Annotated in this window: 29 protein-coding genes; 11 read left to right on the top strand and 18 right to left on the bottom strand. The window is 73.5% G+C overall.

What is annotated here, in order from left to right:
• Window positions 1-5 precede the first annotated feature (5 nt).
• Window positions 6-1,262 carry a phosphoserine phosphatase SerB gene (gene serB / locus AC0B61_RS14725; protein WP_471741023.1) on the top strand — a complete coding sequence of 419 codons (1,257 nt, stop codon included), beginning with the start codon at window positions 6-8 and terminating at the stop codon, window positions 1,260-1,262.
• Between the two features lie 94 nt (window positions 1,263-1,356).
• Here the strand turns inward: serB and AC0B61_RS14720 are convergent, their stop codons facing one another.
• The 3 genes from AC0B61_RS14720 to AC0B61_RS14710 form a co-directional block, all read right to left on the bottom strand.
• The gene (locus AC0B61_RS14720) at window positions 1,357-1,884 is read right to left on the bottom strand and encodes a SixA phosphatase family protein (RefSeq protein ID WP_471741022.1); all 528 of its coding nucleotides are present in this window, start codon (window positions 1,882-1,884) and stop codon (window positions 1,357-1,359) included.
• Between the two features lie 123 nt (window positions 1,885-2,007).
• Window positions 2,008-2,130, bottom strand: coding sequence for an SGM_5486 family transporter-associated protein (locus AC0B61_RS14715; RefSeq protein WP_267883116.1), 123 nt, complete (start codon window positions 2,128-2,130; stop codon window positions 2,008-2,010).
• A gap of 156 nt (window positions 2,131-2,286) precedes the next feature.
• The gene (locus tag AC0B61_RS14710; RefSeq protein ID WP_471741021.1) at window positions 2,287-3,648 is read right to left on the bottom strand and encodes an MFS transporter; all 1,362 of its coding nucleotides are present in this window, start codon (window positions 3,646-3,648) and stop codon (window positions 2,287-2,289) included.
• Between the two features lie 124 nt (window positions 3,649-3,772).
• On the opposite strand from AC0B61_RS14710, the gene AC0B61_RS14705 reads away from it, so the two are divergent.
• A complete protein-coding gene (locus tag AC0B61_RS14705; protein WP_471741020.1) occupies window positions 3,773-4,447 on the top strand; it encodes a FadR/GntR family transcriptional regulator in 675 nt (224 codons plus the stop codon).
• Between the two features lie 79 nt (window positions 4,448-4,526).
• Here AC0B61_RS14705 and fabI read toward each other — a convergent pair whose 3' ends face one another.
• Together fabI and fabG are read right to left on the bottom strand one after the other, a co-directional pair.
• A complete protein-coding gene (gene fabI / locus AC0B61_RS14700) occupies window positions 4,527-5,294 on the bottom strand; it encodes an enoyl-ACP reductase FabI (protein ID WP_471741019.1) in 768 nt (255 codons plus the stop codon).
• A gap of 2 nt (window positions 5,295-5,296) precedes the next feature.
• Window positions 5,297-6,016: a 3-oxoacyl-[acyl-carrier-protein] reductase gene (gene fabG / locus AC0B61_RS14695; protein ID WP_471741018.1), complete on the bottom strand. Its 720-nt coding sequence runs from the start codon at window positions 6,014-6,016 to the stop codon at window positions 5,297-5,299.
• A 314-nt stretch (window positions 6,017-6,330) separates the two neighbouring features.
• Between fabG and AC0B61_RS14690 the strand changes: the two genes are divergently transcribed.
• The 6 genes from AC0B61_RS14690 to AC0B61_RS14665 all read left to right on the top strand — a co-directional run bounded on the left by AC0B61_RS14690 (window position 6,331) and on the right by AC0B61_RS14665 (window position 12,333).
• Window positions 6,331-7,476 (top strand): MBL fold metallo-hydrolase, encoded by a 1,146-nt coding sequence (locus AC0B61_RS14690; protein WP_471741017.1) that lies wholly within the window; start codon window positions 6,331-6,333, stop codon window positions 7,474-7,476.
• A gap of 189 nt (window positions 7,477-7,665) precedes the next feature.
• Window positions 7,666-9,270 (top strand): TldD/PmbA family protein, encoded by a 1,605-nt coding sequence (locus tag AC0B61_RS14685; protein ID WP_471741016.1) that lies wholly within the window; start codon window positions 7,666-7,668, stop codon window positions 9,268-9,270.
• An 8-nt stretch (window positions 9,271-9,278) separates the two neighbouring features.
• Entirely contained in the window at window positions 9,279-10,685 is a 1,407-nt protein-coding gene (locus AC0B61_RS14680) for a metallopeptidase TldD-related protein (RefSeq protein WP_471741053.1), read from the top strand.
• 29 nt (window positions 10,686-10,714) lie between these two features.
• Complete coding sequence (locus AC0B61_RS14675; RefSeq protein ID WP_471741015.1) at window positions 10,715-11,266, top strand: RNA 2'-phosphotransferase; 552 nt, start codon at window positions 10,715-10,717, stop codon at window positions 11,264-11,266.
• Window positions 11,267-11,447: 181 nt separating this feature from the next.
• Window positions 11,448-11,840, top strand: coding sequence for a DUF3099 domain-containing protein (locus tag AC0B61_RS14670; RefSeq protein ID WP_471741014.1), 393 nt, complete (start codon window positions 11,448-11,450; stop codon window positions 11,838-11,840).
• A gap of 262 nt (window positions 11,841-12,102) precedes the next feature.
• The gene (locus AC0B61_RS14665; protein WP_471741013.1) at window positions 12,103-12,333 is read left to right on the top strand and encodes a hypothetical protein; all 231 of its coding nucleotides are present in this window, start codon (window positions 12,103-12,105) and stop codon (window positions 12,331-12,333) included.
• On the opposite strand, the gene moaA is transcribed toward AC0B61_RS14665, so the two are convergent.
• The 4 genes from moaA to AC0B61_RS14645 form a co-directional block, all read right to left on the bottom strand.
• Window positions 12,330-13,319: a GTP 3',8-cyclase MoaA gene (gene moaA / locus AC0B61_RS14660; RefSeq protein WP_471741012.1), complete on the bottom strand. Its 990-nt coding sequence runs from the start codon at window positions 13,317-13,319 to the stop codon at window positions 12,330-12,332. The genes AC0B61_RS14665 and moaA overlap by 4 nt on opposite strands.
• Window positions 13,320-13,396: 77 nt before the next feature.
• Window positions 13,397-15,007: a solute symporter family protein gene (locus AC0B61_RS14655; RefSeq protein ID WP_471741011.1), complete on the bottom strand. Its 1,611-nt coding sequence runs from the start codon at window positions 15,005-15,007 to the stop codon at window positions 13,397-13,399.
• Window positions 15,004-15,360, bottom strand: a complete 357-nt coding sequence (locus AC0B61_RS14650; RefSeq protein ID WP_471741010.1) for a DUF485 domain-containing protein — start codon at window positions 15,358-15,360, stop codon at window positions 15,004-15,006. Before AC0B61_RS14650 ends, AC0B61_RS14655 begins: the two co-directional genes overlap by 4 nt.
• A gap of 257 nt (window positions 15,361-15,617) precedes the next feature.
• Window positions 15,618-16,661: a zinc-dependent alcohol dehydrogenase family protein gene (locus AC0B61_RS14645; protein WP_471741009.1), complete on the bottom strand. Its 1,044-nt coding sequence runs from the start codon at window positions 16,659-16,661 to the stop codon at window positions 15,618-15,620.
• Window positions 16,662-16,788: 127 nt separating this feature from the next.
• Between AC0B61_RS14645 and AC0B61_RS14640 the strand changes: the two genes are divergently transcribed.
• Both AC0B61_RS14640 and AC0B61_RS14635 read left to right on the top strand, forming a co-directional pair.
• Complete coding sequence (locus AC0B61_RS14640; RefSeq protein ID WP_471741008.1) at window positions 16,789-17,784, top strand: DEDDh family exonuclease; 996 nt, start codon at window positions 16,789-16,791, stop codon at window positions 17,782-17,784.
• Between the two features lie 31 nt (window positions 17,785-17,815).
• Window positions 17,816-18,613 carry an SURF1 family cytochrome oxidase biogenesis protein gene (locus AC0B61_RS14635; RefSeq protein ID WP_471741007.1) on the top strand — a complete coding sequence of 266 codons (798 nt, stop codon included), beginning with the start codon at window positions 17,816-17,818 and terminating at the stop codon, window positions 18,611-18,613.
• 8 nt (window positions 18,614-18,621) lie between these two features.
• Here the strand turns inward: AC0B61_RS14635 and trxA are convergent, their stop codons facing one another.
• A complete protein-coding gene (gene trxA / locus AC0B61_RS14630; RefSeq protein WP_471741006.1) occupies window positions 18,622-18,954 on the bottom strand; it encodes a thioredoxin in 333 nt (110 codons plus the stop codon).
• Window positions 18,955-18,957: 3 nt separating this feature from the next.
• Window positions 18,958-19,365 carry a MerR family transcriptional regulator gene (locus AC0B61_RS14625; RefSeq protein ID WP_471741005.1) on the bottom strand — a complete coding sequence of 136 codons (408 nt, stop codon included), beginning with the start codon at window positions 19,363-19,365 and terminating at the stop codon, window positions 18,958-18,960.
• A 111-nt stretch (window positions 19,366-19,476) separates the two neighbouring features.
• Here AC0B61_RS14625 and AC0B61_RS14620 point away from each other — a divergent pair, with 111 nt between their 5' ends.
• Window positions 19,477-20,238: an SDR family oxidoreductase gene (locus tag AC0B61_RS14620; RefSeq protein ID WP_471741004.1), complete on the top strand. Its 762-nt coding sequence runs from the start codon at window positions 19,477-19,479 to the stop codon at window positions 20,236-20,238.
• 16 nt (window positions 20,239-20,254) lie between these two features.
• On the opposite strand, the gene AC0B61_RS14615 is transcribed toward AC0B61_RS14620, so the two are convergent.
• The 7 genes from AC0B61_RS14615 to AC0B61_RS14585 form a co-directional block, all read right to left on the bottom strand.
• Window positions 20,255-20,899 carry an Asp23/Gls24 family envelope stress response protein gene (locus AC0B61_RS14615; RefSeq protein WP_471741003.1) on the bottom strand — a complete coding sequence of 215 codons (645 nt, stop codon included), beginning with the start codon at window positions 20,897-20,899 and terminating at the stop codon, window positions 20,255-20,257.
• Window positions 20,896-21,540 carry a DUF6286 domain-containing protein gene (locus AC0B61_RS14610; RefSeq protein ID WP_471741002.1) on the bottom strand — a complete coding sequence of 215 codons (645 nt, stop codon included), beginning with the start codon at window positions 21,538-21,540 and terminating at the stop codon, window positions 20,896-20,898. Before AC0B61_RS14610 ends, AC0B61_RS14615 begins: the two co-directional genes overlap by 4 nt.
• Entirely contained in the window at window positions 21,537-21,902 is a 366-nt protein-coding gene (locus AC0B61_RS14605; protein ID WP_471741001.1) for a hypothetical protein, read from the bottom strand. Before AC0B61_RS14605 ends, AC0B61_RS14610 begins: the two co-directional genes overlap by 4 nt.
• Entirely contained in the window at window positions 21,902-22,093 is a 192-nt protein-coding gene (locus AC0B61_RS14600; RefSeq protein WP_030242122.1) for a hypothetical protein, read from the bottom strand. Before AC0B61_RS14600 ends, AC0B61_RS14605 begins: the two co-directional genes overlap by 1 nt.
• A gap of 68 nt (window positions 22,094-22,161) precedes the next feature.
• Complete coding sequence (locus tag AC0B61_RS14595) at window positions 22,162-22,671, bottom strand: Asp23/Gls24 family envelope stress response protein (protein WP_471741000.1); 510 nt, start codon at window positions 22,669-22,671, stop codon at window positions 22,162-22,164.
• Between the two features lie 219 nt (window positions 22,672-22,890).
• Window positions 22,891-23,697, bottom strand: coding sequence for an enoyl-CoA hydratase/isomerase family protein (locus AC0B61_RS14590; protein ID WP_471740999.1), 807 nt, complete (start codon window positions 23,695-23,697; stop codon window positions 22,891-22,893).
• A gap of 261 nt (window positions 23,698-23,958) precedes the next feature.
• On the bottom strand, window positions 23,959-24,192 hold the full coding sequence (locus AC0B61_RS14585; protein WP_030059940.1) for a helix-turn-helix domain-containing protein: 234 nt from the start codon (window positions 24,190-24,192) through the stop codon (window positions 23,959-23,961).
• Window positions 24,193-24,410 lie beyond the last annotated feature (218 nt).

Below are 24,410 nucleotides of genomic sequence, written 5' to 3'. Positions count from 1 at the left end.
GCACCATGAACGCATCGCCCCTGGCCGCTGAGCCCCTCCCCGCCGCCCAGCACCGGACCGCGGACGAGCGCACCCTGCTCGTCAAGGTGTTCGGCAAGGACCGTCCCGGCATCACCGCCGGCCTCTTCGCGACGCTGGCCGGCTTCGGCGTCGACGTCATCGACATCGAGCAGGTCGTGACCCGTGGCCGCATCACGCTGTGCGCCCTGGTCACCCCGCCCACGGCTCCCGGCGCCGAGGGCGGTCTGCGGGCCACCGTCCACCGCTGGGCCGACGAGCAGAAGCTCCAGGCCGAGATCCTCTCCGGCATCGGCGACAACCGGCCCCGCCGCGAGGGCCGTTCGCACGTCACGGTGCTCGGTCATCCGCTGACCGCCGCCGCCGTCTCCGCGCTGACCTCCCGGGTCACCGCGGCGGGCGGCAACATCGACCGGGTGTTCCGACTCGCCAAGTACCCGGTGACGGCGGTCGAACTGGCCGTCTCCGGTGTGGCCACCGACGAACTGCGGGCCGAGCTGGCCCAGGAGGCGGCCACCCAGCGGGTGGACGTCGCGGTGGTGGCGGCCGGTCTGGAGCGCCGGGCCAAGCGCCTGGTGGTCATGGACGTCGACTCCACGCTCATCCAGGACGAGGTGATCGAGCTGTTCGCCGCCCACGCGGGCTGCGAGCAGCAGGTCGCCGAGGTGACGGCGGCGGCGATGCGCGGCGAGCTGGACTTCGCCGAGTCGCTGCGGGCCCGGGTGGCGCTGCTCGCCGGGCTGGACGCCTCGGTGACCGAGAAGGTCCGGGCGGAGGTCCGCTTCACTCCGGGCGCCCGCACCCTGATCCGTACGCTGCAGCGCCTCGGCTTCCAGGTCGCGATCGTGTCCGGCGGGTTCACCCAGGTCACCGACCACCTGGTGGAGCAGCTGGGGCTGGACTTCGCGGCCGCGAACACCCTGGAGGTGGTGGACGGCAGGTTCACCGGCCGGGTGGTCGGCGAGATCGTGGACCGGGCCGGCAAGGCCCGCTGGCTGGCCCGCTTCGCCGAGCAGGCGAAGGTGCCGCTGGAGCAGACGGTGGCGATCGGCGACGGCGCCAACGACCTGGACATGCTGAACGCGGCCGGGCTCGGGGTGGCCTTCAACGCCAAGCCGGTGGTGCGCGAGGCCGCCGACACCGCGGTGAACGTGCCGTTCCTGGACACCGTGCTGTACCTGCTGGGCATCACCCGCGAGGAGGTCGAGGCGGCCGACGTGCTGCACGGCACCCCCACCGAGTGACGGTCCTCCTGCCGGGCCCGCCCGAGGAGGGTCTACGGACGCAGTCGAGGGGCGCGCGGACGGATCCGCGTGCCCCTCGACTGTGTTTCCGGGGTCAGTCCTGCGGCGTGTGGTACGAGACCAACTCGGCCACGCCGGGCTCGACGCCCTTCCACGAGCCGCTGAAGCTGAGCACCGCGATCGCCGCCGTCGGGAAGCCGCCGAGGCGCAGCCGCTCCAGCGCGTCCCGGTCGCCCGCGTCCCCCGCCAGCACCTGGGTCAGCCCCAGCACGCCCGGATTGTGGCCGACCAGCACCACGTCCGCGAACTCCTCGGGGGTCTCCTGGAGGACGGCGATGATCTCGCCCGGGCTGGCCTCGTAGATCCGGTCCTCGTACACGGTCCTGCGGGCCCGCTTCGGCAGTTCGTGCGCGGCGAGCTTCCACGTCTCGCGGGTGCGCAGGGCGGTGGAGCAGAGCACGTAGTCGGGGTTGATGCCGGAGTCGACCAGCCAGCGGCCGGCGTCCGGGGCCTGGTGGCGGCCCCGGTCGGCCAGCGGCCGGTCGTGGTCGTCGACGCCGTCCGGCCAGTCGGCCTTGGCATGGCGGAGAACGATGATCCTGCGGGGCGTGTCGGCGCTCATACCCAGCAAGCTTGGCAGAAAAGCCGCCCGGGGGCGCGGTGCTCCCGGGCGCTGCCACTCCCAGGGGTGGCGGGCGCCGTCACGCTCCGTTCACCGGGGCGTGGGGCGGCGGTCGGTCGGCCGTCAGCCCATCGAGGTGGCGACGGAGGCGATGACCGCCACCAGCACCACGATGGCGGCGAAGGCCAGGGCGATACGGCCGAGTTGCTTGCGGCCGTCGGTCGGGTTGGGGTCGAGAACGGGCATGTCGGGAATTCTCCCATCCCGCACACGCCCGTCCTGCGGTGGCCCCGCCGCCTTGGCCGGAGCTTGACCTTCCCGGTGCTTCGGCCGTGTGCGAGGTGGCCGTGGCCATACGCGGGCGCCACCGGCCCCGCACGCGGACCCGCCGGCCCGCCGCCGTCAGGCCCCGGCCGTCCGCTCCGCCGGGTGGACCGCCTCGTCCTCGATGTGCCGGGCCCGCGCGGCCCGCAGGCCGAACAGCATCTGCGGCACCAGCAGCAGCGCGAGGAAGCCCAGCGGCCAGTACCACTCGCCGGTGATCTGGTAGATCGGGCCGATCAGGATCAGGCCCACGACGGAGATCAGGTACCCGACGCCCTGCGCGAAGACGGACAGCTGGGCCACCCCGCCCGCGGTCCGGGCGCGCAGCCCGATCATGGTCAGCACCAGCGGGAAGGCGCAGTTGGACAGGCCCACCAGGGCCGCCCAGACCCACGGCGCCCCGGCCGGGGCCAGCGCCAGCCCGGTGTACCCGGCGATGCCGCAGCAGGCCAGCACCACGACGAAGAGCCGCTGGTCGCCGCGGCGGGCGGCCAGGTTGGGCAGCACGAAGGAGACCGGCACGCCGATCACCATGGTGACCGCGAGCAGTGCCCCGGAGGTGCCCTTGTCGACGCCGGCGTCCTGGAAGATCTTCGGCAGCCAGCCCATCACCACGTACGCGCCGGTGGCCTGGAGGCCGAAGAAGCAGGCCAGGGCCCACGCGGTACGGCTGCGGGTGATCGGCAGCCTGACCGGGGCGGCGGCGCCGTCCGCCCGTTCGCCGCGCTCGCGCTTGGCGATCAGCAGCGGCAGCCAGAGCACCAGGGCGAGCGCGCCCAGGGCGGCCCAGACGCCGAGGCCGGGGCGCCAGTCGCCGCCGAGGGCGTTGGTCAGCGGCACGCTGACCAACGCGGCCAGGGCGGTGCCGGCGGAGAGCGCCATCGAGTACAGGCCGATCATCGGCCCGACCTTCTCCGGGAAGTACCGCTTGATGACCACCGGCAGCAGCACGTTGGAGACCGCCACGCCGGCCAGGGCGAGCGCCGTCAGCAGCAGGAACACCGCGGTGCCGCCGGCGAAGGAGCGGGCCAGCACGCCCGCGGTGATGGCGGCCATGCCCGCCGTGACCACCGCGATCGGGCCGAACCGGCGGGCCGCCGCCGGGGCGGCGAAGCCGAACAGCGCGAAGCACAGCGACGGGACGGCGGTGAGCAGCCCGGCGAGGGTCGGGTTCATCCCGAGGTCGGCGCGGACCTGGTCGAGCAGCGGTCCGAGGCTGGTGACCACGGGGCGCAGGTTGAAGGCGGCGGCGGCGATCGCGACGGCGAACAGCCAGCCCAGGTACTTGGCGGAGCGGGCCGAAGCCGAGCGGGCCGACGTCGCGGAGGCGGACGAGGTGGCGGTGGAAGCCGAGGCGGCGGAAGGGGCGGGGACGGCGGGCCGCTCGGTCTGCGGCCGGGCCTCGTTCCGTCGGGAAGCGGTGGTGTCTGCTGCGGGCATGTGCGCCATCATAGAATGATGGGATGAATTGATGCACCTCGGAATTGGCATGATGTGCCGACCGTTCATCCACCGGCCACCTTCCACCCAGGCCCCACCCGAGCCGTACTCGCAAGGAGTCCCCGTGGCGCTGTCCTCGCCGAGGCGCACCCCGCTGTCCGACCAGGTGATCGCACAGCTGCGCGCCCAGATCACCTCCGGGGAGTGGGCGGTCGGATCGCGCATCCCCACCGAGGCCGCCCTGGTCGAGCAGCTCGGCGTCGCCCGCAACACCGTCCGCGAGGCCGTCCGCGCCCTCGCGCACAACGGCCTGCTCGACATCCGGCAGGGCTCCGGCACCTACGTGCTGGCCACCAGCGAGCTGGCCGGGGTGATGCACCGCCGCTTCGCCGACGCCGACCAGGCGCAGGTCGCCGAGCTGCGGGCGGCGCTGGAGACCTCCGCGGCAGGCCTGGCCGCCGACCGCCGCACCGCGCGCGACCTGGAGCTGCTGGACGCCTCGCTGGCCCGCCGGGAGGCCGCCTGGCACTCCGGCGACGCCGAGGACTTCGTCCAGGCCGACGCCGCCTTCCACCAGGCCGTGGTGGCCGCCGCCCACAACGACGTGCTGCTCGCCGTCTACGCCGACCTCGGCGAGGTCACCCGCGCGCACCTGCGGCACGACGTCGGCCCGGAGCTGGTCGCGGAGCGCTACATCGGCCACGACACCATCCTGGAGGCCATCCGGGCCGGCGACGCCCAGCGCGCCTCGGTCGAGGCCGGCCGCGCGATCGGTGCCTGTGCGACGGCCGAGGCCTGAGCAGCCCGGAGGGGTCCGGGAACGCCGCTGCCCGGCACCCCCTCGAGGGGGTGCCGGGCAGCGGCGTACGGGCGGAGCGTCAGGCGCCGACGGCGTGCAGACCGCCGTCGACGTGGATGATCTCGCCGGTGGTCTTCGGGAACCAGTCCGACAGCAGCGCGACGACGCCGCGGCCGGTCGGCTCCGGGTCGGTCAGGTCCCACTTCAGCGGGGAGCGGTGGTTCCAGGTGTCGGCCAGGTCGCCGAAGCCCGGGATGGACTTGGCGGCCATCGAGCCGAGCGGCCCGGCCGAGATCAGGTTGCAGCGGATGTCCCGCTCGCCCAGGTAGCGCGCCAGGTAGCGGTTGGTCGACTCCAGGGCGGCCTTGGCCGGGCCCATCCAGTCGTACTGCGGCCAGGCGAACTGCGCGTCGAAGGTCAGGCCGACCACCGAGCCGCCGTCCTGCATCAGCGGCAGCAGCGCCATCGTCAGCGACTTCAGCGAGTACGCCGACACGTGCATGGCGGTGGCCACGGACTCCCACGGGGTGTCCAGGAAGTTGCCGCCCAGGGCGTCCTGCGGGGCGAAGCCGATCGAGTGGACGATGCCGTCCAGGGTCGGCAGGTGCTCGCGGACCTGGTCGGCGATGCCCGCCAGGTCCTCGGGGCTGGAGACGTCCAGCGACAGCACCTTGACCGGCTTCGGCAGCTTCTTGGCGATCCGCTCGGTCAGGCTCGGGCGCGGGAAGGCGGTGAGGATGATCTCCGCACCCTGCTCCTGGGCGAGCCTGGCGGTGTGGAAGGCGATGGAGGACTCCATCAGCACCCCGGTGATCAGGATCCGCTTGCCTTCGAGGATTCCACTCATGATCAGTGACCCATGCCCAATCCGCCGTCAACGGGAATGACGGCTCCGGTGATGTACGCGGCCTCGTCCGACCCGAGGAACCGCACGGTCGAGGCGACCTCGGCGGGCGCCGCGTAGCGGCCCAGCGGCACGCCCGCGACGATCTCCGCGCGGCGCTCGTCGCCGAGCACGGCGGTCATGTCGGTGTCGACGAAGCCGGGAGCGACCACGTTGACGGTGATGTTGCGCGGGCCGAGCTCACGCGCCAGCGAGCGGGCAAAGCCCACCAGGCCGGCCTTGGAGGCGGCGTAGTTGGCCTGGCCCGGCGAGCCGGACAGGCCCACCACGGACGAGATCAGGACGACCCGGCCCTTCCTGGCCCGCATCATCAGCTTCGAGGCGCGCTTGACCACCCGGAAGGCGCCGGTGAGGTTGGTGTCCAGGACGGAGGTGAAGTCGTCCTCCGACATGCGCAGCAGCAGGGTGTCGTTGGTGATGCCCGCGTTGGCGACCAGCACCTCGACGGCGCCGTGCTTCTGCTCGACCTCGGTGAAGGCGGCGTCGACCTGCGCGGCGTCCGTGATGTCACAGCGGACCGCGAGGACGTCGTACTTCGCCAGGGCCTCGGGCACCTCGCCCGAGCGGCTGGTGATGGCGACCTTGTCGCCCGCTTCGGCGAAGGCCTGGGCGATCGCGAGGCCGATGCCCCGGTTTCCTCCGGTGACGAGAACCGAGCGGCTCAACGATCCACCTCTCTCCGTGTGTGAGCACGTACGTCGGAATGCGTACGCAGTGTGACGCTATCGGGCGGTCGCCGATGGCGGCGCATCGGGCTCCCACAGCGCCACCCCGAAGGAACTGTCGCAATCCGACAATCCGTCCCCGCAGCTCGGACCAGGTCCGGTGGGCATCGCCCCGGGCCCCTGCCACCGCCCCGATCGGGACTACTGTGCGGGAACAACACGGACGGGCGCACCCGTTGCCCCCGTGGTGCCGGCCGGCCCAGCCCGGCCGTACCGATCCCCGACCACCCCGGCGAGCGACGAAGGCAGAGCGGATGACCAAGGCACGGCCCGGGAGCACCCCCGGACGCGGACGACAGCTGGCCCTCACCGCCCTGGCGGCCGGCCTGGGCGCGGCCGCCTGGGCGCTGCGCGACCTGCCGGCGGCGTTCGGCCGGCGGCCGGACGGCGAGCGCGAGGAGCGGGTGCGCAACTCCCCGCAGTACCGCGACGGCGTCTTCCACAACGCCCCCTCCACCCTTGCCCGCACCAGCGGCGCCCCCGGCTTCGACAGCGCCACCGCCCGCCGGATGCTCTTCGAGCGCGAGGGCCGCGTCCCCGCCCACCCGGTGCCGACCGTCCGCCCGGCCACCCGGCCCGGGCCGGCCGCCGAAGGCGTGGAGATCACCTGGTACGGGCACGCCTCCGCGCTGGTGGAGATCCAGGGCTTCCGGGTGCTGCTCGACCCGATCTGGAGCGACCGCTGCTCCCCCTCCGCGCACGTAGGCCCCAAGCGGCTGCACCCCGTGCCGGTCGAGCTGGAGGAACTGCCGCAGGTCGACGCCGTGCTGATCTCGCACGACCACTACGACCACCTGGACATGGCGACGGTCAAGCGCCTGGTCCGCAGCCAGTCCGCGCCGTTCGCCGTCCCGCTCGGCATCGGCGCCCACCTGCGCCGCTGGGGCGTCCCCGAACACCGGATCATCGAGCTGGACTGGGACGAGACCTGCAACCTGGGCGAGCTGGTGCTCACCCTGACCGCCGCACACCACTTCTCCGGCCGCGGCCTGACCCGCAACACCACCCTGTGGGGCTCCTGGGTGATCGCCGGCCCGGACCGCCGGGTCTTCTACACCGGCGACTCCGGCTACTTCGAGGGCTACGCCCGGATCGGCGAGCAGCACGGCCCGTTCGACGCCGCGCTGGTCCAGATCGGCGCCTACGACGCGGCCTGGGCGGACATCCACATGACCCCCGAGGACGCCGTCCTCGCCCACCGGGACCTGACCGCCGGCCTGCTGGTGCCCGTCCACTGGTGCACCTTCAACCTGGGCCTGCACCGGTGGGCCGAGCCGATCGAGCGGCTGGTGAAGGAGGCGAAGGAGCACGCCGTCCCGCTGGCCGTGCCGCGCCCCGGCGAGCGGGTGGACGTCGACAACCCGCCGGAGCTCGACGGCTGGTGGGAGGCCGCCGGCTGACGGCCCGTACGACAACAACACCGGCAGCGGCAACAACACCGGCAACGGCACCAGTACCGGCGCGGACCTGGCCGAAACCGCAGCGCCCCGGTCGAAATGCGCTGGCCGGAAACCGGGTGGACGGGAAATGATGCGGTGCGGGCGCCCCTGTGGCGCCGCACCGCCACCCTCCGCGACCTGGGAGCCCGATTGCCTCCGATCCCTCCGGCCGACGGCGCCGGCGCCGCGCACGGGCGCGCCGTCGACCCGCTGTTCCTCGCCCTGCCGCTGCGCACCCTCGCCGACGCCGCCCTCGCCCGGGCCCGCGAACTCGGCGCGAGCCACGCCGACTTCCGCCTGGAGCGGATCCGCAGCGCCGCCTGGCGGCTGCGCGACGCCCGTCCGGCCGGCACCTCCGACAGCGTGCGGCTCGGCTTCGCCGTCCGGGTGCTGCTGGACGGCGCCTGGGGCTTCGCCGCGGGCGTCGACCTCACCACCGACGCGGCGGCCCGGGTGGCCGAGCAGGCCGTCGCGGTGGCCCGCCTCTCCGGCGGGATCAGCCGGGCGGCCGGCTCCGCCGAGCGGGTCGAGCTGGCCGACGAGCCGGTCCACCGGGACGTCACCTGGGTCTCCGCGTACGAGGTCAACCCGTTCGAGGTGCCGGACGCCGAGAAGACCGCGCTGCTCGCCGAGCGCAGCTCCGGGCTGCTGGCCGCCGACGGCGTCTCGCACGTCCAGGCGGCCCTGCTGACCGTCCAGGAGAACAAGTTCTACGCGGACACCGCGGGCACGGTGACCACCCAGCAGCGGATCCGGCTGCACTCGGAGCTGGAGGCCACCTCGGTCGACGGCCGCACCGGCGCCTTCGACTCGATGCGCACCCTGGCGCCGCCGGTCGGCCGCGGCTTCGAGTACCTCACCGGCAGCCGCAGTGGCGGCGGCGGCAACGGCAACGGCACCGGCGACGGCGGCTGGGACTGGGACGCCGAGCTCGCCGAACTGCCCGTCCTGCTGGCCGAGAAGATGAAGGCCCCGAGCGTCCGGGCCGGCCGCTACGACCTGGTCATCGACCCGTCCAACCTCTGGCTGACCATCCACGAGTCGATCGGCCACGCCACCGAGCTGGACCGCGCGCTGGGCTACGAGGCCGCCTACGCCGGCACCTCCTTCGCCACCTTCGACCGGCTCGGCACCCTCGAGTACGGCTCCGGCCTGATGCACGTCACCGGCGACCGCACCGCCGAGCACGGCCTGTCCACCATCGGCTACGACGACGAGGGCGTCGCCACCCAGTCCTGGGACCTGATCCGGGACGGCGTCCTGGTCGGCTACCAACTGGACCGCGGCATGGCCAAGTTGAAGGGCTTCGAGCGCTCCAACGGCTGCTCCTTCGCGGACTCCCCGGCGCACGTGCCGGTGCAGCGGATGGCCAACGTCTCGCTCCAGCCCGCCGCCGACGGCCCGGACACCGAGGGCCTGTTCGCGCAGGTCGAGGACGGCCTGTACATCGTCGGCGACCGCTCCTGGTCGATCGACATGCAGCGCTACAACTTCCAGTTCACCGGCCAGCGGGCCTACGCCATCAAGAACGGCGAACTCGCGGGCCAGGTCAAGGACTTCGCCTACCAGGCCACCACCACCGACTTCTGGGGCTCGATGGCGGCGGTCGGCGGCCCGCAGACCTACGTCCTCGGCGGCGCCTTCACCTGCGGCAAGGCGCAGCCCGGCCAGATCGCGGCGGTCAGCCACGGCTGCCCGTCGGCACTGTTCCGGAACGTCAACGTGCTCAACACCCAGCAGGAGGCGGGTCACTGATGACCGCGATGTCCGCGACGACCGCGATGCAGCCCCACGAACTCGTCGAGCTGGCACTCGGCCTCTCCCGCGCCGACGGCTGCGTGGTGATCGCCGACGAGGAGTCCACCACCAACCTGCGCTGGGCCGCGAACGCCCTGACCACCAACGGCGTCACCCGCGGCCGCCGGCTCACCGTGATCGCCACCGTGGCCGGCGCCGAGGGCACCGCCTCCGGCGTGGTCTCCCGCGAGGCCGTCACCCCGGAGGAGGTCGAGGGCCTGGTGCGGGCCGCCGAGGCGGCGGCCCGCGCGGCCGGCCCGGCCGAGGACGCCCAGCCCCTGGTCGCCGACCGGCCGCCGTCCCCGCACTTCACCCAGCCGCCCGCGCAGACCTCGATCGAGGTGTTCGAGGCCTTCGGCCCGGCCCTCGGCGAGGCCTTCGCCCGCGCCGCCGCACAGGGCGAGCTGCTGTACGGCTTCGCCCGGCACGAGCTCACCACCAGCTACCTCGGCACCTCCACCGGCCTGCGGCTGCGCCACGACCAGCCCACCGGCATGGTCGAGATCAACGCCAAGACGGCCGACCTGTCCGGTTCCGCCTGGGTCGGCGCCGCCACCCGGGACTTCACCGACATCGACGTCCCGGCCCTGCACACCGAGCTGACCAGGCGCCTCGGCTGGGGCACCCGCACGGTGGACCTGCCGGCCGGCCGCTACGAGACGCTGCTGCCGCCCTCGGCCGTCGCCGACCTGATGATCTACCTCAACTGGTCCTGCGGCGGCCGGGACGCCCAGGAGGGCCGGACGGTCTTCTCCAAGCCCGGCGGGGGCACCCGGATCGGCGACAAGCTCAGCGGCCTGCCGCTGACGCTGCGCTCCGACCCGGACGAGCCCGGCCTGGAGGCCGCGCCGTTCGTCCTCGCGCACGCCACCGGCGGCGACGTCTCGGTCTTCGACAACGGCGAGCCGATCGCCGCGACCGAGTGGATCCGCGAGGGCGTGCTGAACGACCTGGTCACCAGCCGCCACGCGGCCGGCCTCACCGGCCTGCCGCTGCGCCCGGCCGTCGACAACCTGGTGCTGGAGACGGCCGGCCAGGAGTCGGCGCCGACCCTGGACGAGATGATCGCCCGCACCGAGCGCGGCCTGCTGCTCACCTGCCTCTGGTACATCCGCGAGGTGGACCCGGCGACGATGCTGCTCACCGGCCTCACCCGGGACGGCGTCTACCTGGTGGAGAACGGCGAGGTCGTCGGCGCCGTCAACAACTTCCGGTTCAACGAGTCCCCGGTGGACCTGCTCGACCGGATCACCGAGGTGGGCCGCACCGAACGCTGCCTGCCCCGCGAGTGGAGCGACTACTTCACCCGCACCGCGATGCCGCCCGTGCGGGTCGCGGACTTCAACATGAGTTCGGTCAGCCAGGCCTCTTAGCCGCTGGCCGTCGGGGGGATACGAGAGACATGACGGACGAGAAGCGGCTGGCCAGGTCGAGCCGGATGCTGTCGCGCATCCTGCGGCACGAGCCCGCGCTGGTGGGGGTCGCCCTGGACGGGGCGGGCTGGGTCCGGATCGACGAACTGCTCGCCGCGCTCGCGGCGAACGGCAGGCCGCTCAGCCGGGCCGAGCTGGACCGCGTCGTCGCCGACAACAACAAGCGCCGCTTCGGCTACTCACCGGACGGTCTCTCGATCCGCGCGAACCAGGGCCACACGGTGGCGGTCGACCTCGGCCTGGCCGCCGCCGTGCCGCCCCACGTGCTCTACCACGGCACCGCCGACCGGCACCTGGCGGCGATCTTCCGCGAGGGCCTGCGCCCGATGGCCCGCCGGGACGTCCACCTCTCGGCGGACACCGAGACGGCGACCAGGGTCGGCGCCCGGCACGGCCGCCCGGTGGTGCTGACCGTGAACGCGGCCGCGATGACGGCGGCCGGCCACGAGTTCCGGCTCAGCGAGAACGGCGTCTGGCTCACCGACGCCGTGCCCCCGAGGTACCTCTCCCGGCGCTCGTAGCCCGGCACTCCCGAAGGGCCCGCCCGGCGGCTCCCGGCCGCCGGGCTCCGCCGGACAGGCCCTTCGCTGACCCGACCGGGTGGGTCCGGCCCACCCGGCCTCGTCGCCGCGGCCCCCCGGGCGTACCGTGAGGAGGCCGCGCGGCCAGGCGCGCGGGAGCGGGCGAGGGCGGGTAGGGCACATGGGCAAGAGCGCGGACGACGGGCAGGTCTTCCGGATCACGGGGGCGCGCAGCAGCCTCACCGAGGACGTCCGGGGGCGCCAGCGCCGCTACGTCATCTCGATGCTGCTCCGCACCGTCTGCGTGCTGCTCGCGGTGGTGCTGTGGGACGTCCAGCGGTGGCTGGCGTTCGCGGCGCTGGCGGGCGCGGTGCTGCTGCCGTACTTCGCGGTGCTGGTCGCCAACGCGGGCCGGGAGCGGGCGCCGGGCCTGCCGAGCACCTTCGACATCCCGCTGGACACCCCGCTGATGCTGGGCCCCGGCGGGACGGGTGGGAACGGTGGGGCCGCTGCGGCCGCTGGTACAGGAGAGGCAAAGGCCGCTGCCACCGATCCTTCACAGGACGTGGACTGACCGTCCGTTTCACCCCGCTTCACCCCCACACGGCTCGACGAAAGCTCAAAAGAAGCTCAGATTAATCATGCAAGACCTCCCCATCCGAGGGTCCTGGCGTGACATACTGCGTACGCGCTCCGCATCCCCCGTCGGAGCGACGGACCGACGCCGGGCAGCTCCCCCCGTGGCTGCCCGGCGTCGCCACGCCCGGAGCCGGACGCTCCGACCGTGCGTGACAGACTGGCGGTGCAGACTTCCCGCTATCGCTGAGGACGGCCCGATGGACACCCCGCAGACGCCGATCTGCTCCGCCAAGGGCTGCCGGGCGGACGCCGGCTGGGTGCTGGTGTGGAACAACCCCAAGCTGCACACCCCGGACCGCCGCAAGACCTGGCTCGCCTGCGACGAGCACCGCGAGCACCTGTCCGGGTTCCTCGGCGTGCGCGGCTTCCTCAAGGAGGTCGTCGCCTTCGCCGACTGGGCTCCCGAGTCCCCCGAGGAGCCGGTCTAACCGCCGATCGCGGACATCGGCCGCTCGGGCTGCAGGAACTCCGGGTCGTCGATCCCGGCCCCGGCCTTCTTGCCCCACATCGCCGCCCGCCACAGCGCGGCCAGCTCCGCGTCGTCGGCACCCGAGCGCAGCGCCCCGCGCAGGTCCGTCTCGCCGGTCGCGAACAGGCAGTTGCGCACCTGTCCGTCGGCGGTCAGCCGGGTCCGGTCGCAGGCCCGGCAGAACGGCCGGGTGACCGAGGCGATCACGCCCACCCGGCCCGGGCCGCCGTCCACCAGCCAGCGTTCGGCGGGCGCCGCCCCCCGGCGGGCGGACGGCTCCGGGGTGAGCGTGAAGCGGGCGCGGAGCAGGTCGAGGATCTCCGTCGCGGTGACCATCGACTCGCGGCTCCAGCCGTGCTGGGCGTCCAGCGGCATCTGCTCGATGAAGCGCAGCTCGTAGCCCCGCTCCAGGCACCAGGCCAGCAGGTCGGCCGCCTCGTGGTCGTTGACCCCGCGCATCAGCACCGTGTTCAGCTTCACCGGCGCCAGTCCGGCGGCCTCGGCGGCGGCCAGCCCGTCCAGGACGTCCTGGTGGCGGTGGCGGCGGGTGAGGGTGTGGAACACCTCGGGGTCGAGGGTGTCCAGCGAGACGTTGACGCGGTCGAGCCCGGCCTCGCGCAGCGCGGTCGCGGTACGGGCCAGCCCGATGCCGTTGGTGGTCAGCGAGAGCTCGGGGCGCGGTTCCAGCTCCGAGCAGGCGGCCACGACGGCGACCAGTCCGGGGCGCAGCAGCGGCTCGCCGCCGGTGAACCGGACCTCCCGGACGCCCAGGTCGCGCACGGCGACCGTGACCAGCCGGACGATCTCCTCGTCGGTCAGCAGGTCCGGCTTGGCGAGCCACTGCAGGCCCTCCTCCGGCATGCAGTAGGTGCAGCGGAGGTTGCACCGGTCGGTGAGGGAGACCCTCAGGTCGACGGCCTGCCGTCCGAAGGTGTCGAGCAACACGTGCGGTCCTTCCCCGAGATGCGGCCGGCCCGGCCACCGTCACGGCGGGCCGGGCCAGCATAGTCATCGCGGGACGATCAATGGGCGCCCAGTCCGGTCAGTGAGCGGACCTCCAGTTCAGCGTACTTCGCCGGGTCGGGTCGTTCGCGGGAGAGCAGGGTGCCGAGCCAGCCGGCCAGGAAGCCGATCGGGATGGAGACCAGGCCGGGGTTCTCCAGCGGGAACCAGTGGAAGTCCAGGTCCGGGAAGAGCGAGGTCTTCGCGCCGGACAGCACCGGGGAGAAGGCCACCAGCACCACCGAGGAGACCAGGCCGGCGTAGACCGAGCTGACGGCGCCGGCGGTGGTGAAGCGCTTCCAGAACAGCGAGTAGAGCAGGGTCGGCAGGTTCGCCGAGGCGGCCACCGCGAAGGCCAGCGCGACCAGGGCGGCGGTGCTGAGCTTGCCCGCGTAGAGGCTGAGCACGATGGAGATCGCGCCGATCACCACCGCGGCCCACTTCGCCGACCGCACCTCCTCCTTCTCGCTCGCCTTGCCGCGCCGGATCACGTTGGCGTACAGGTCGTGGGCGAAGGAGGCCGAGGAGGCGAGGGTGAGCCCGGCGACCACGGCGAGGATGGTGGCGAAGGCGACGGCCGAGATGACCGCGAGCATGATCGCGCCGCCGGTGGTGCCCGCACCGCCGCCGAGCACTTCGGCGAGTTGCGGGGCGGCGGTGTTGCCGGCCGCGTTGGCCGCCTTGATCGCCTTGGAACCGACCAGGGCCGCCGCTCCGAAGCCGAGCGCCAGGGTCATCAGGTAGAAGACGCCGATGATGCCGATCGCCCAGAGCACCGACTTCCGGGCGGCCTTGGCGGTGGGCACGGTGTAGAAGCGGACCAGGATGTGCGGCAGGCCCGCGGTGCCGAGCACCAGCGCGATGCCGAGGCTGATGAAGTCGAGCTTGGTGGTGTCGCTGGCGCCGTACTTCAGTCCGGGTTCGAGGAAGGCCGCGCCCTTGCCGCTGGCGCTCGCGGCGGCGCCGAGCAGCTCCGAGGGGTTGAAGTGGTACTTGGCCAGCACCATGACGGTCATCAGCGCGGCGCCGGCGATCAGCATGACCGCCTTGATGATCTGCACCCAGGTGGTGCCCTTCATGCCCCCTATCACCACGTAGATGATCATCAGCGCGCCGACCGCGAGGATGGTCCAGCGCTTGGCGCCCTCCCCGGTGACGCCGAGCAGCAGGGCCACCAGCGTCCCGGCGCCGACCATCTGGGCGAGCAGGTAGAAGATCGACACCACGATGGTGGAGACGCCCGCCGCGGTACGCACCGGGCGCTGGCGCATCCGGAACGCGAGCACGTCCGCCATGGTGAAGCGGCCGGAGTTGCGCAGCGGTTCGGCGATCAGCAGCAGCGCGACCAGCCAGGCGACCAGGAAGCCGATCGAGTAGAGGAAGCCGTCGTAGCCGGTGAGCGCGATGGTGCCGGCGATGCCGAGGAAGGAGGCGGCGGACATGTAGTCCCCCGAGATGGCCAGGCCGTTCTGGAAGCCGGTGAAGCCCCGGCCGCCTGCGTAGAAGTCGGCGGCGCTCCTGGTCTGCCGTCCGGCCCAGACGGTGATGCCGAGGGTGGCCAGGACGAAGATCCCGAACAGGGTCATCGTCAGGCCGCGGTGCTCGGTGGCGGAGCTGGCGAGCAGGGTCATTCGGCGGACTCCCGGGGGGCGTGGACGACGGCACCGTGCGCCTCGCGGATCGCGGTCGCGACCGGGTCGATCCGCCGGTCCGCGTAGCGGGCGTACCAGGCGGCGATGAGGAAGGTGGTGGCGAACTGCAGCAGGCCGAGCATCAGCGCCACGTTGACGTGCCCGACGACCTTGGTGCGCATCAGACCGGGGGCGTAGCACGAGAGCAGCACGTAGAGCAGGTACCAGAGCACGAAGCCGATGGTGACCGGAAAGGCGAAGCTCCGGAACGAGCGCCGCAGGTTACCGAACTCCTCACTGTCGTCGATGAGTTGGACTTCCGTAGGGGCGGCGGCAATCGGCGGCGAATCCACTCTGTCTCCTCAGTCCTTCACGTGGCGGTCACGCAGGGGAACGAGTGAACGTGAGGGGCGTCACATTCCTCGTGTGCGCCGCGCAATGCTAGGAGCGTCGTGCCCGCACCGAAAGGGGTTGACCGCGATCGGTCGGCCGTTCACCCCCTAGCGCTACCCATTTGGCCGAAAACCGCCACCCCCGCCACGTCCGGACACCCCCGCCCCACACGAAAGGGGTGGCACCGCCCGGCGGTGCCACCCCTCTTGACGCAACGTCAGAACACGATGCGGACCTTCAGGGCCGAACGGTCGTCCATCGCCCGGTAGCCGTCCGGAACGCCGTCCAGGCCGACCGTGCGGTCGAAGACCAGGCCCGGCTCGATGGCGCCCGACAGCACGTCCGGCAGGAGTTCGGGAATGTACGCCCGGGCCGGCGCGACGCCGCCGTTCAGCGAAACGTTCCGGCCGAACATCTGACCGATGTCCACGCCCGCGCTGCCGCCGTGCGGCACCCCTACGTACCCGACCGCGCCGCCGTCCCGGGTGATCGAGACGGCCGTGCGCATCGACTCCTCGGTGCCGACCGCCTCCAGCACCGCGTGCGCGCCCTGGCCGCCGGTCAGCTCCCTGACCGCCTCCACCGCGGCGTCCCCGCGCTCGGCCACCACGTCCGTCGCGCCGAAGCGCCGGGCCAGCTCAGTGCGGGCCGCGTGCCGGCCCAGCGCGATGATCCGGCCCGCGCCGAGCCGGTGCGCCGCCAGCACGCCGCACAGGCCCACCGCGCCGTCGCCGACCACCGCGACCGTCGCCCCGGGCCGCACCCGCGCCGAGACCGCCGCGTGGTGCCCGGTCGACATCACGTCGGACAGCGCCAGCAGCCCGGGCAGCAGCTTCTCGTCGCCCGCGGCCTCCTTCGGCAGCTTCACCAGCGTCCCGTCCGCGAACGGCACCCGCACCGCCTCGCCCTGGCCGCCGTCCGAGCCGACCTGCCCCCAGAAGCCGCCGTGCGGGCAGGAGGTGTGCAGGCCCTCGCGACAGAAATCACACGTCCCGTCCGACCAGACGAACGGCGCGACCACCAGGTCGCCCTTCGCGAAGCCGCGCACCTCGGCGCCGGCCTCCTCGACCACGCCCAGGAACTCGTGGCCGATCCGCTGCCCGGCCACCCGCTGCGCCACCCCGCGGTACGCCCACAGGTCGCTGCCGCAGATGCAGGCGTTCAGCACCCGGAGCACCACGTCCGTCGGGTGCTGGATCACCGGGTCCGGCACCTCTTCGATCCGGATGTCGTTGGGGCCGTGGATCACGGTGGCTCGCATGCGCTGTTCCTCACAGGAGAACGATCTCGACCAGGTGTACGACACCCCCGCTGACCACTCTATTCCGGCCGGTCGGTCGGAACCTTCCGACCGGGGCCGCCGCTGCCGCCCCTTATCCTGTTGGACCATGCAACCGATCCAGCCCGAGACGTACGGTGCGCCGCGGACCTCGCCGGTCCCCGCCCAGCGCTCCGCCGCCCCCGCCGAGGGCTTCGCGGTCGTCGACGTCGAGACCACCGGTCTCGGCCGCTCCGACCGCGTCATCTCGGCGGGCGTCTACCAGCTGGACCCCGACGGCGAGGTCACCGACCACTGGTACACGCTGGTGAACCCCGAGCGGGATCCCGGCCCGGTCTGGATCCACGGCCTCACCGCCGAGTTGCTCGCCACCGCCCCGACCTTCCCGCAGATCGCCGACGAGCTCGCCGACCGGCTGCGCGGCCGGGTCCTGGTCGCGCACAACGCGCTGTTCGACTGGAACATGATCTCCCGCGAGTTCTCCCGGGCCGGCCTGCGCGCCCCGGTCGAGCAGCGGCTGTGCACCATGGTCCTCTCCCGCGACCTGCGCCTGCCGCTGCCCAACGGCAAGCTGTCCTCGCTCGCCGCCCACTTCGGCGTGCGGCAGCGCCACGCCCACAACGCCCTGGACGACGCCCGGGTGCTCGCCGAGGCCTTCCGCCCCAGCCTGCACCTCGCCCGACTGGGCGGGGTTCCGCTGCCGCTGCAGAACTGCGTCGCGGTCGCCGACCTCGGCGACGACGAGCCCGCCGGCCCCGGCCGCGCCTCCTGGACCGGAGCAAGCTACCGCCAGGCCAGGAAGCGCCCGCCCTGCCCGTACCCCAACCCGGGGCGCTGGGAGGACGGCAGCCCGCTGGTCCAGGGCATGCGGGTGGCGTTCACCGGCGACACTTCCACCGACCGCGAACTCCTGGAGGACCGCGCCGTCGAGGCCGGCCTGCACATCGCCACCTCGGTGAGCCGCCTCACCAGCCTGCTGGTCACCAACGAACCGGACAGCTGGAGCGGCAAGGCCCGCAAGGCCCGCGAGGTCGGCACCCCGGTGGTCACCGAGGACGCCTTCCTCCAGCTCCTGCGCGAGGTCGCCCCGCACCCCGGTGCGTGAGCCCGTTGTGAAGTCGGCGTACCGTTCCCATGTGTACCGATTTCTGCTGACCCGCCAGTGGCTGATCACCATGCTGATCGCGCTGCTGCTGATCCCCGCGACGATCAAGCTGGGCTTCTGGCAGCTGCACCGCCACGAGGCGCGGGTGGCCCGGAACGAGCTGATCGGCAGGGCCCTCACGGCCGCCCCTGTGCCGTTCGACACCCTGTCGCCGACCACCGGCTTCGCCGTCCCCCAGGACCTCACCTGGCGCGCGGTGACCGCCACCGGCCAGTACGACCCGGCGCACGAGTTCGTGGTCCGCAAGCGCACCGACTCCAACGGGTCGATCGGCTACTTCGTCGTCACCCCGCTGAAGCTCTCCGACGGCAAGGGCACCGTCCTGGTCAACCGCGGCTGGGTCGCCTCCGGCGACGGCGCCACCCAGTACCCGCCGGTCCCGGCCGCCCCGGCCGGCGAGGTCTCCCTCACCGGCCGCCTGCGCGCCGAGGAGACCTACGGCGCCAGCGGCATCAAGGACCGCACCGGCCTGCCCGACCGCCAGTTCAACCTGATCAACACCGCCGAGCAGGCCAAGGAGACCGGCGCTCCACTCCTCGGCGGCTACCTCGAACTCGCCGGCACCACCCCGGCCCCGGCCGACCAGCCCCAGCTCATCCCCGAGCCCAACCACTCCGACATCGGCCCGCACATGGCCTACGCCGTCCAGTGGTGGCTGTTCACCGCGATGATCCCGGTCGGCGTCTGGATCCTCGCCCGCCGCGAGGCCAAGGACCGCGCCAAGCAGGCCGCCGAACCCGAGGCCGCCGCCGAACCCGTCCCGGCCTAGCGAGAGCCTCAGAGCACGTCCTCCAGCTCCCGCAGCAGCCGCGCCTTGGCGCGCGCCCCGACCACCGACCGCACCGGCAGGCCACCCCGGAACACCATCAGCGTCGGCATCGACAGCACCCCGTACGCCGCCTGCGTCTGCGGATTGCGGTCCACGTCCACGCTCACCACCCGCAACCGGTGCGCCTCCTCCCGGGCGATGTCCGCCAGCACCGGCGCCATCATCCGGCACGGCGGGCACCAGTCCGCCGTGAAGTCGACCAGCACGGGCCCCTCCGCCGCCAGCACCTCCGCGGCGAACGTCTCGTCCGTCACCGCCGGCACACCCGCGATCTCCACCATCGTCTACTCCTTCGTCAGTTCACACCGTGGCGGCTGCTCGGAGGTCGCGAGCTCGTCCCGCGCCCGCACCGCCCGCTCGAACTGTCCCGACACCTGCGCCCGGACGGCTTGCAGCCGGGTGATGCAGTCGTCCAGTTCCGCGAGCTTGCGCTCGTACACCTCCAGCGAGGCCTGGCAGGAGTCCCCCTCCGGGTGCCCCGCCCGCAGGCACTCCACGAACGGCCGGGTCTCCTCCAGCTCGAACCCGAAGTCCTGCAGCATCCGGATCTCGCGCAGCAGCCGCAGGTCCGCCTCGTCGTACGCCCGGTACCCGTTGCCCGCCCGCCGGGCCGGCAACAGCCCCAACTGCTCGTAGTACCGCAACGCCCGCGTGGTCGTCCCCGCCCGTTCCGCCAACTCCCCGATCCGCATGCCGAACCGCTCCTCCCGTACAGCCGGTACCGACCGTAAACCTTCCCCCCGACGTCAACGCCAGCCCCCACCCCCGGCGCCCGCCGCCCGCCCACCCGGCACTATGTCCCCATGGATCTCGGACTGAAAGACCAGGCCTACATCGTCACCGGCGCCACCCGGGGCCTCGGCCTCGCCGCCGCCCGCGAACTCGCCGCCGACGGCGCCCGCGTCCTCGTCAGCGGCCGCACCCAGCAGGGCGTCGACGCCGCCGTCGCCGAACTCGACACCCTCGGCACCGCCTGCGGCCTCGTCGCCGACAACGCCGACCCCGACACCGCCGAGCGCCTCGTCACCGAGGCCCGGCACCGTTTCGGCCGTCTCGACGGCATCCTGATCAGCGTCGGCGGCCCCCAGGCCGGCCCCGTCTCGACGACCCCCGAGGAGGCCTGGCGGGACGCCTTCGAGTCCGTCTTCCTCGGCGCGCTGCGCCTCGCCCGCGCCACCGCCGCCGTGCTCTCCGAGGGCGGCGTGATCGGCTTCGTGCTGTCCAGCTCGGTCCGCCAGCCGATCCCGGGCCTCGGCATCTCCAACGGCCTGCGCCCGGGCCTGGCGATGGCCGCCAAGGCCCTCGCCGACGAGCTCGGCCCCCGCGGCATCCGGGTGGTCGGCCTGCTCCCCGCCCGGATCGACACCGACCGGGTCCGCGAGCTCGACTCCCTCGCCGCCGACCCGGCGGCCGCCCGCGCCCAGGCCGCCGCCGACATCCCGCTCGGCCGGTACGGCACCCCCGAGGAGTTCGGCAAGGTCGCCGCCTTCCTGCTGTCCCCCGCCGCCTCCTACCTGACCGGGGTCATGGTCCCCGTCGACGGCGGCGCCCTGCGCACCCTCTGACCGTCGCCCCGGCCTGCTACTCCACCCTGGGTCGCCTCCGCCGCCGGGCCCGCCGCTGCCGCGGCTCGGCGGGGGCGGCCTGCAGCACCCGGATCCGCAGGTCCGCGGGCAGCTCCGGCAGCCCCAGGCTGCGGAGCGCGTCCGTCCGGGGCCCGTCCTCGAAGTGCGCCACCAGCGCCGCCGGGTCGCCGCCCGGCGTCAGCCGCACCGCCCCGCGCAACCGTGGATGCCCCGGCGCCCGCACCAGTCGCACCCCCGCCCGCTCGACCTCCGGCAGCACCGCCGTCCCGGTCTCCAGCGCCTCCTCCAACGCCCGCGCACCGACCCGCAGTCGGAGCCCGCCCACCCCCGGCGTCGGCACCGTGATGCCCGGCAGCCCGGCCCGCCGCAGCTGCGCCACCAGCCACCACGCCGTCCCCGCCACCAGCACGGCCAGGCCGCCGATCACCGTCGGCCACCACCACGCCGACGACACCCACCGCCCGCGCGTCCGCGTACTCACCACCGGCCGGTCCGGGGAACTGAGCGGCCACCAGCCCGGCGGATGCGCGCCCACCCGCCGGTACAGGTCCAGTCCGCCCGCCAGCACCAGCACCCCGACCGCCAGCAGCACCAGCCCCACCGCCCCCAGCAGCACCCGGTTGACGACCGCCCGCCTCACCCCGTCACTCCCGTCCCCGGCCCGGCGCTCTCCTCGATCCCCGCCCCCGCGCTCCCAGCCGCCGCCCGGCCGCCCGTCCCCCGGCCGCCCGCCGCCCGCACGTCCAGCCGCAGCGGCCGGGCCAGCCCCACCCGCTCCAGCTCGTCCCGCAGCTGCCGCTGCACCGCCGCCGGATCCGCCGGCCCGACCAGCGACACCCGGACCCGCCGCCGGACGCGGATCCGCAGGCGGTCGATCCCGTCGAGCCCCGCCGCCCGGTCCGTCAGCAGGTGCCCGATCCCGGCCCGGTCGATGGCCGCGGCGGTGCCCCCGTACGGCCGCAGCGCCAGCCAGCGCCGCTGCCCCGGCGCGATCGCCAGCCACAGCAGCCAGCCGCCCAGCAGCGTCGCCACCCCCGCGCCCACCAGCACCCACAGGTCGTCGAGGTGCCGGGTGGCCAGTTCGTCCACGATCTGTGCCCGCCACCGCCGCGCCGGCTGCCCGACCCGTACCGCGATCACGTCGTACAGCAGCGCCCCCGCCACGACCAGCACCCCGGTCGCCACCAGCGCCGCGGCCGCCGTCCTCGGTGCCCGCAGCCGCCGTGCCCTTACCGCCGCCGTTCCCGCCCCGGCGGCCTCGTCGAGGTCCTCGGTACTCACGCGGCTCCCCCCGGCACCAGTTTCTCGACCACGATCACCACGTCCGACACCCTCGTCCCGGTCAGCCCCACCACCTGTGCCGCGATCCGGTCCCGGACCGCCCGGGCCAGCGCCGCGACATCGGACGGGAACGGCAGCTCGACCGCGACCCGGACCGTCACCGTGCTGCCCGGTACGGCCACCGAGACGTGCGGCGGCGCCCCCTCCACCCGCCCGGCGGGCCAGGCCTCGGCCAGGGCCTCCCGGGCGGCCCGGGCGGCGATCCGGGCGTACACCCGGTCGGCGACCCGCAGCCGCCCCCGGCGCCCCGGAACGGCGGCGGGGGCGGAGGCGGAGAGGGGGGCGGGAACGGGGGCCGCCATCAGCGGCGCCGGTCGCGGCCGCGCAGCAGGTCCCCGAGCTCTCCCAGTTCGATGTCGCCCTCCAGCAGGCGCCCGGCCACGAAGCCGACCAGCCCGAGCGCGGCCACCAGCAGGAACGCCGCGAACCCCCCGAAGTATCCGGCGAAGCCGAGGGCCATGCCCACCACCAGGCCGACGATGGCCAGGTTCATCCGCTACTCCCTCGTTCCGCGCTGCCTCGTGTCCTGTCTCCGCCCGCCCGGCACCCGCCGCCGGGGCCCTACTTGAGCTTGGGCCGCTGTCCCGACGTCGGCACCGGCTCCTCTTCCTCCTCGAACTCCGGTTCGTCCGGGAGGTGGACGTCGTTGACCGCGATGTTGACCTCGACGACTTCGAGGCCGGTCATCCGCTCGACGGCGTGGATGATGTTCTCCCGTACCTGGCGGGCGAGTTCGGGAATGACCACGCCGTACTCGACCACCAGGGCGATGTCGATCGCGGTCTGCTTCTCGCCGACCTCGGCCTTGATGCCCCGCCCGACGCTGGCCTTGCCGCCGGGCACCCGGTCCCGCATGGCGCCGAAGGTCCGGGCCAGCCCGGAGCCCAGCGCGTGGATGCCGGCGACCTCGCGGGCCGCCATCCCGGCGATCTTCTCCACCACGCCGACGGCCAGCGCCGTGCGGCCGCGCTCGCCGACCGGCCGGCCCCCACCGGGGGCGCCGTGCGGCGGACCGGGGGTCGGGGTGCCGCCGGGTTTGTGCAGGGTCGCGGGCGTCGGAGTGTCAGGCATGGGCGTATCTCCCGTCGTACGGCTCCAGCTATATCGCAAACCTCCCCAACTCTGGCATTTCGCCACGTGTCCCGCCCGCCGAGCGACGCCCGCCGCCCGGCTCCGCCGGCGCACCCCCGACGCGTTCCCGGCGCGCCCCGGAAACGCCGGAGGCCCGGCCCCCGGGTTCTCCCCGGGGGCCGGGCCTTCCGTCGAAGCGAGGCCGGCCGAAGGCGGGTGTCAGTCGCCGATCCCGGCGAGTTCCCGCAGCCGACGGGCCTGTGCGGCCCGTTCGGCCGAACGCTGCTCCTCGAAGGAGCGTCCGGAGGCCCCCTGCAGCAGGGCCTTGGTCTCGATCACGGCGCCGCGCGGAGCGGCCAGCAGGGCCGCCACGAGGTCACGGGCGGCGGCGTCCAGCTCCGCCCCGGGCACGGCCAGATTGGCCAGCCCGATCGTGGCGGCCTCCTCGGCGCCGACCCAGCGGCCGGTGGCGCAGATCTCCAGCGCCCGGGCGTAGCCGACGAGTTCGGTGAGCGGCTTGGTGCCGGCCAGGTCCGGGACGAGGCCGAGCGAGGTCTCCTTCATCGCGAACTGGACGTCCTCGGCGACCACCCGCAGGTCGCAGCCGAGCGCCAGCTGGAAGCCCGCGCCGACGGCGTGGCCCTGGACGGCGGCGACGGAGACCAGGTCCGGGCGGCGCCACCAGGTGAAGGCCTCCTGGTACGAGGCGATGGCGTCGTCCAGTTCCTTGTCGCTCGCGGCGGCGAGCTGGAGGAAGGTGGGCTCGCCGGGGATGCCCTCGGCGGTGAACATGGCCCGGTCCAGCCCGGCCGAGAAGGAGACGCCCTCCGCGCGCAGCAGGACGGCCCGGACGCTGCCGGGCAGCTCGCGGCCGGCCGCGGCGAGGGCGCGCCAGAGCGCGGGCGACTGGGCGTTGCGCCGCTTGGGCTGACAGAGGGTGACGACGGCGAGTTCGCCTTCGATCTCCAGGCGGACGCCGTCCCGCTCCCAGCTCGGGGCCTGCGGGTCGGTGGCGGGAGCGGTCATGCGGGGAACCTCCGGTGGCGAGGGACGTGGCTACCGGAGAGTAACAAACCTGGGCGTGCGGGGGCAGGGGCCGACCAGGAAAGATCGGCGGGCCGCGCCGGCACGCACGGACACGGAATCGACGGGGGCGGCGACACCCCGGACATGACGATCGGCGGCCGGTTCACACGACCCGAGGGCGGACGGCCAGCCGACGGTCAGCTGTCGTCACCTCGGTCGGCGCCCTGCCGCCGCGTCATCCGGCCACTGGCTGACGATCCGTCAGGAACCGGCCCCGGCAGTCGCCTTGTTCTTGCCGCGCGTGGCACCACCGCGGCCCCGGAGGATCACTCCGGACTCGCTCAGCATCCGGTGCACAAAGCCATACGAACGACCGGTCTCCTCCGCGAGAGCTCGAATGCTCGCCCCGGAGTCGTACTTCTTCTTGAGATCGGCCGCGAGCTTCTCACGCGCGGCACCGGTCACCCGGCTGCCCTTTTTCAGAGTCTCGGCCACCCGTGCCTCCTCATAGCGTTGCTCGGTCAGATTCCCATGATCACCCATCCACCGCCTCCTGGCCACCCATTCGACAAGGTCGATGCCGGAAATGCGTGGTCCTGCGGTGGTGATCCGAACGCATCAGGGCGCTCACGCAGAGTGCACGCCCCCGGGTGGATTACGCCATGTGCCGTGAATTGGCTGATCAGCAGTGTCGGCCCGACCACGATCGAGTG

The organism is Kitasatospora sp. NPDC023385 (genome assembly GCF_055664045.1).
This window is presented reverse-complemented; position numbering and strand designations above follow the sequence as displayed.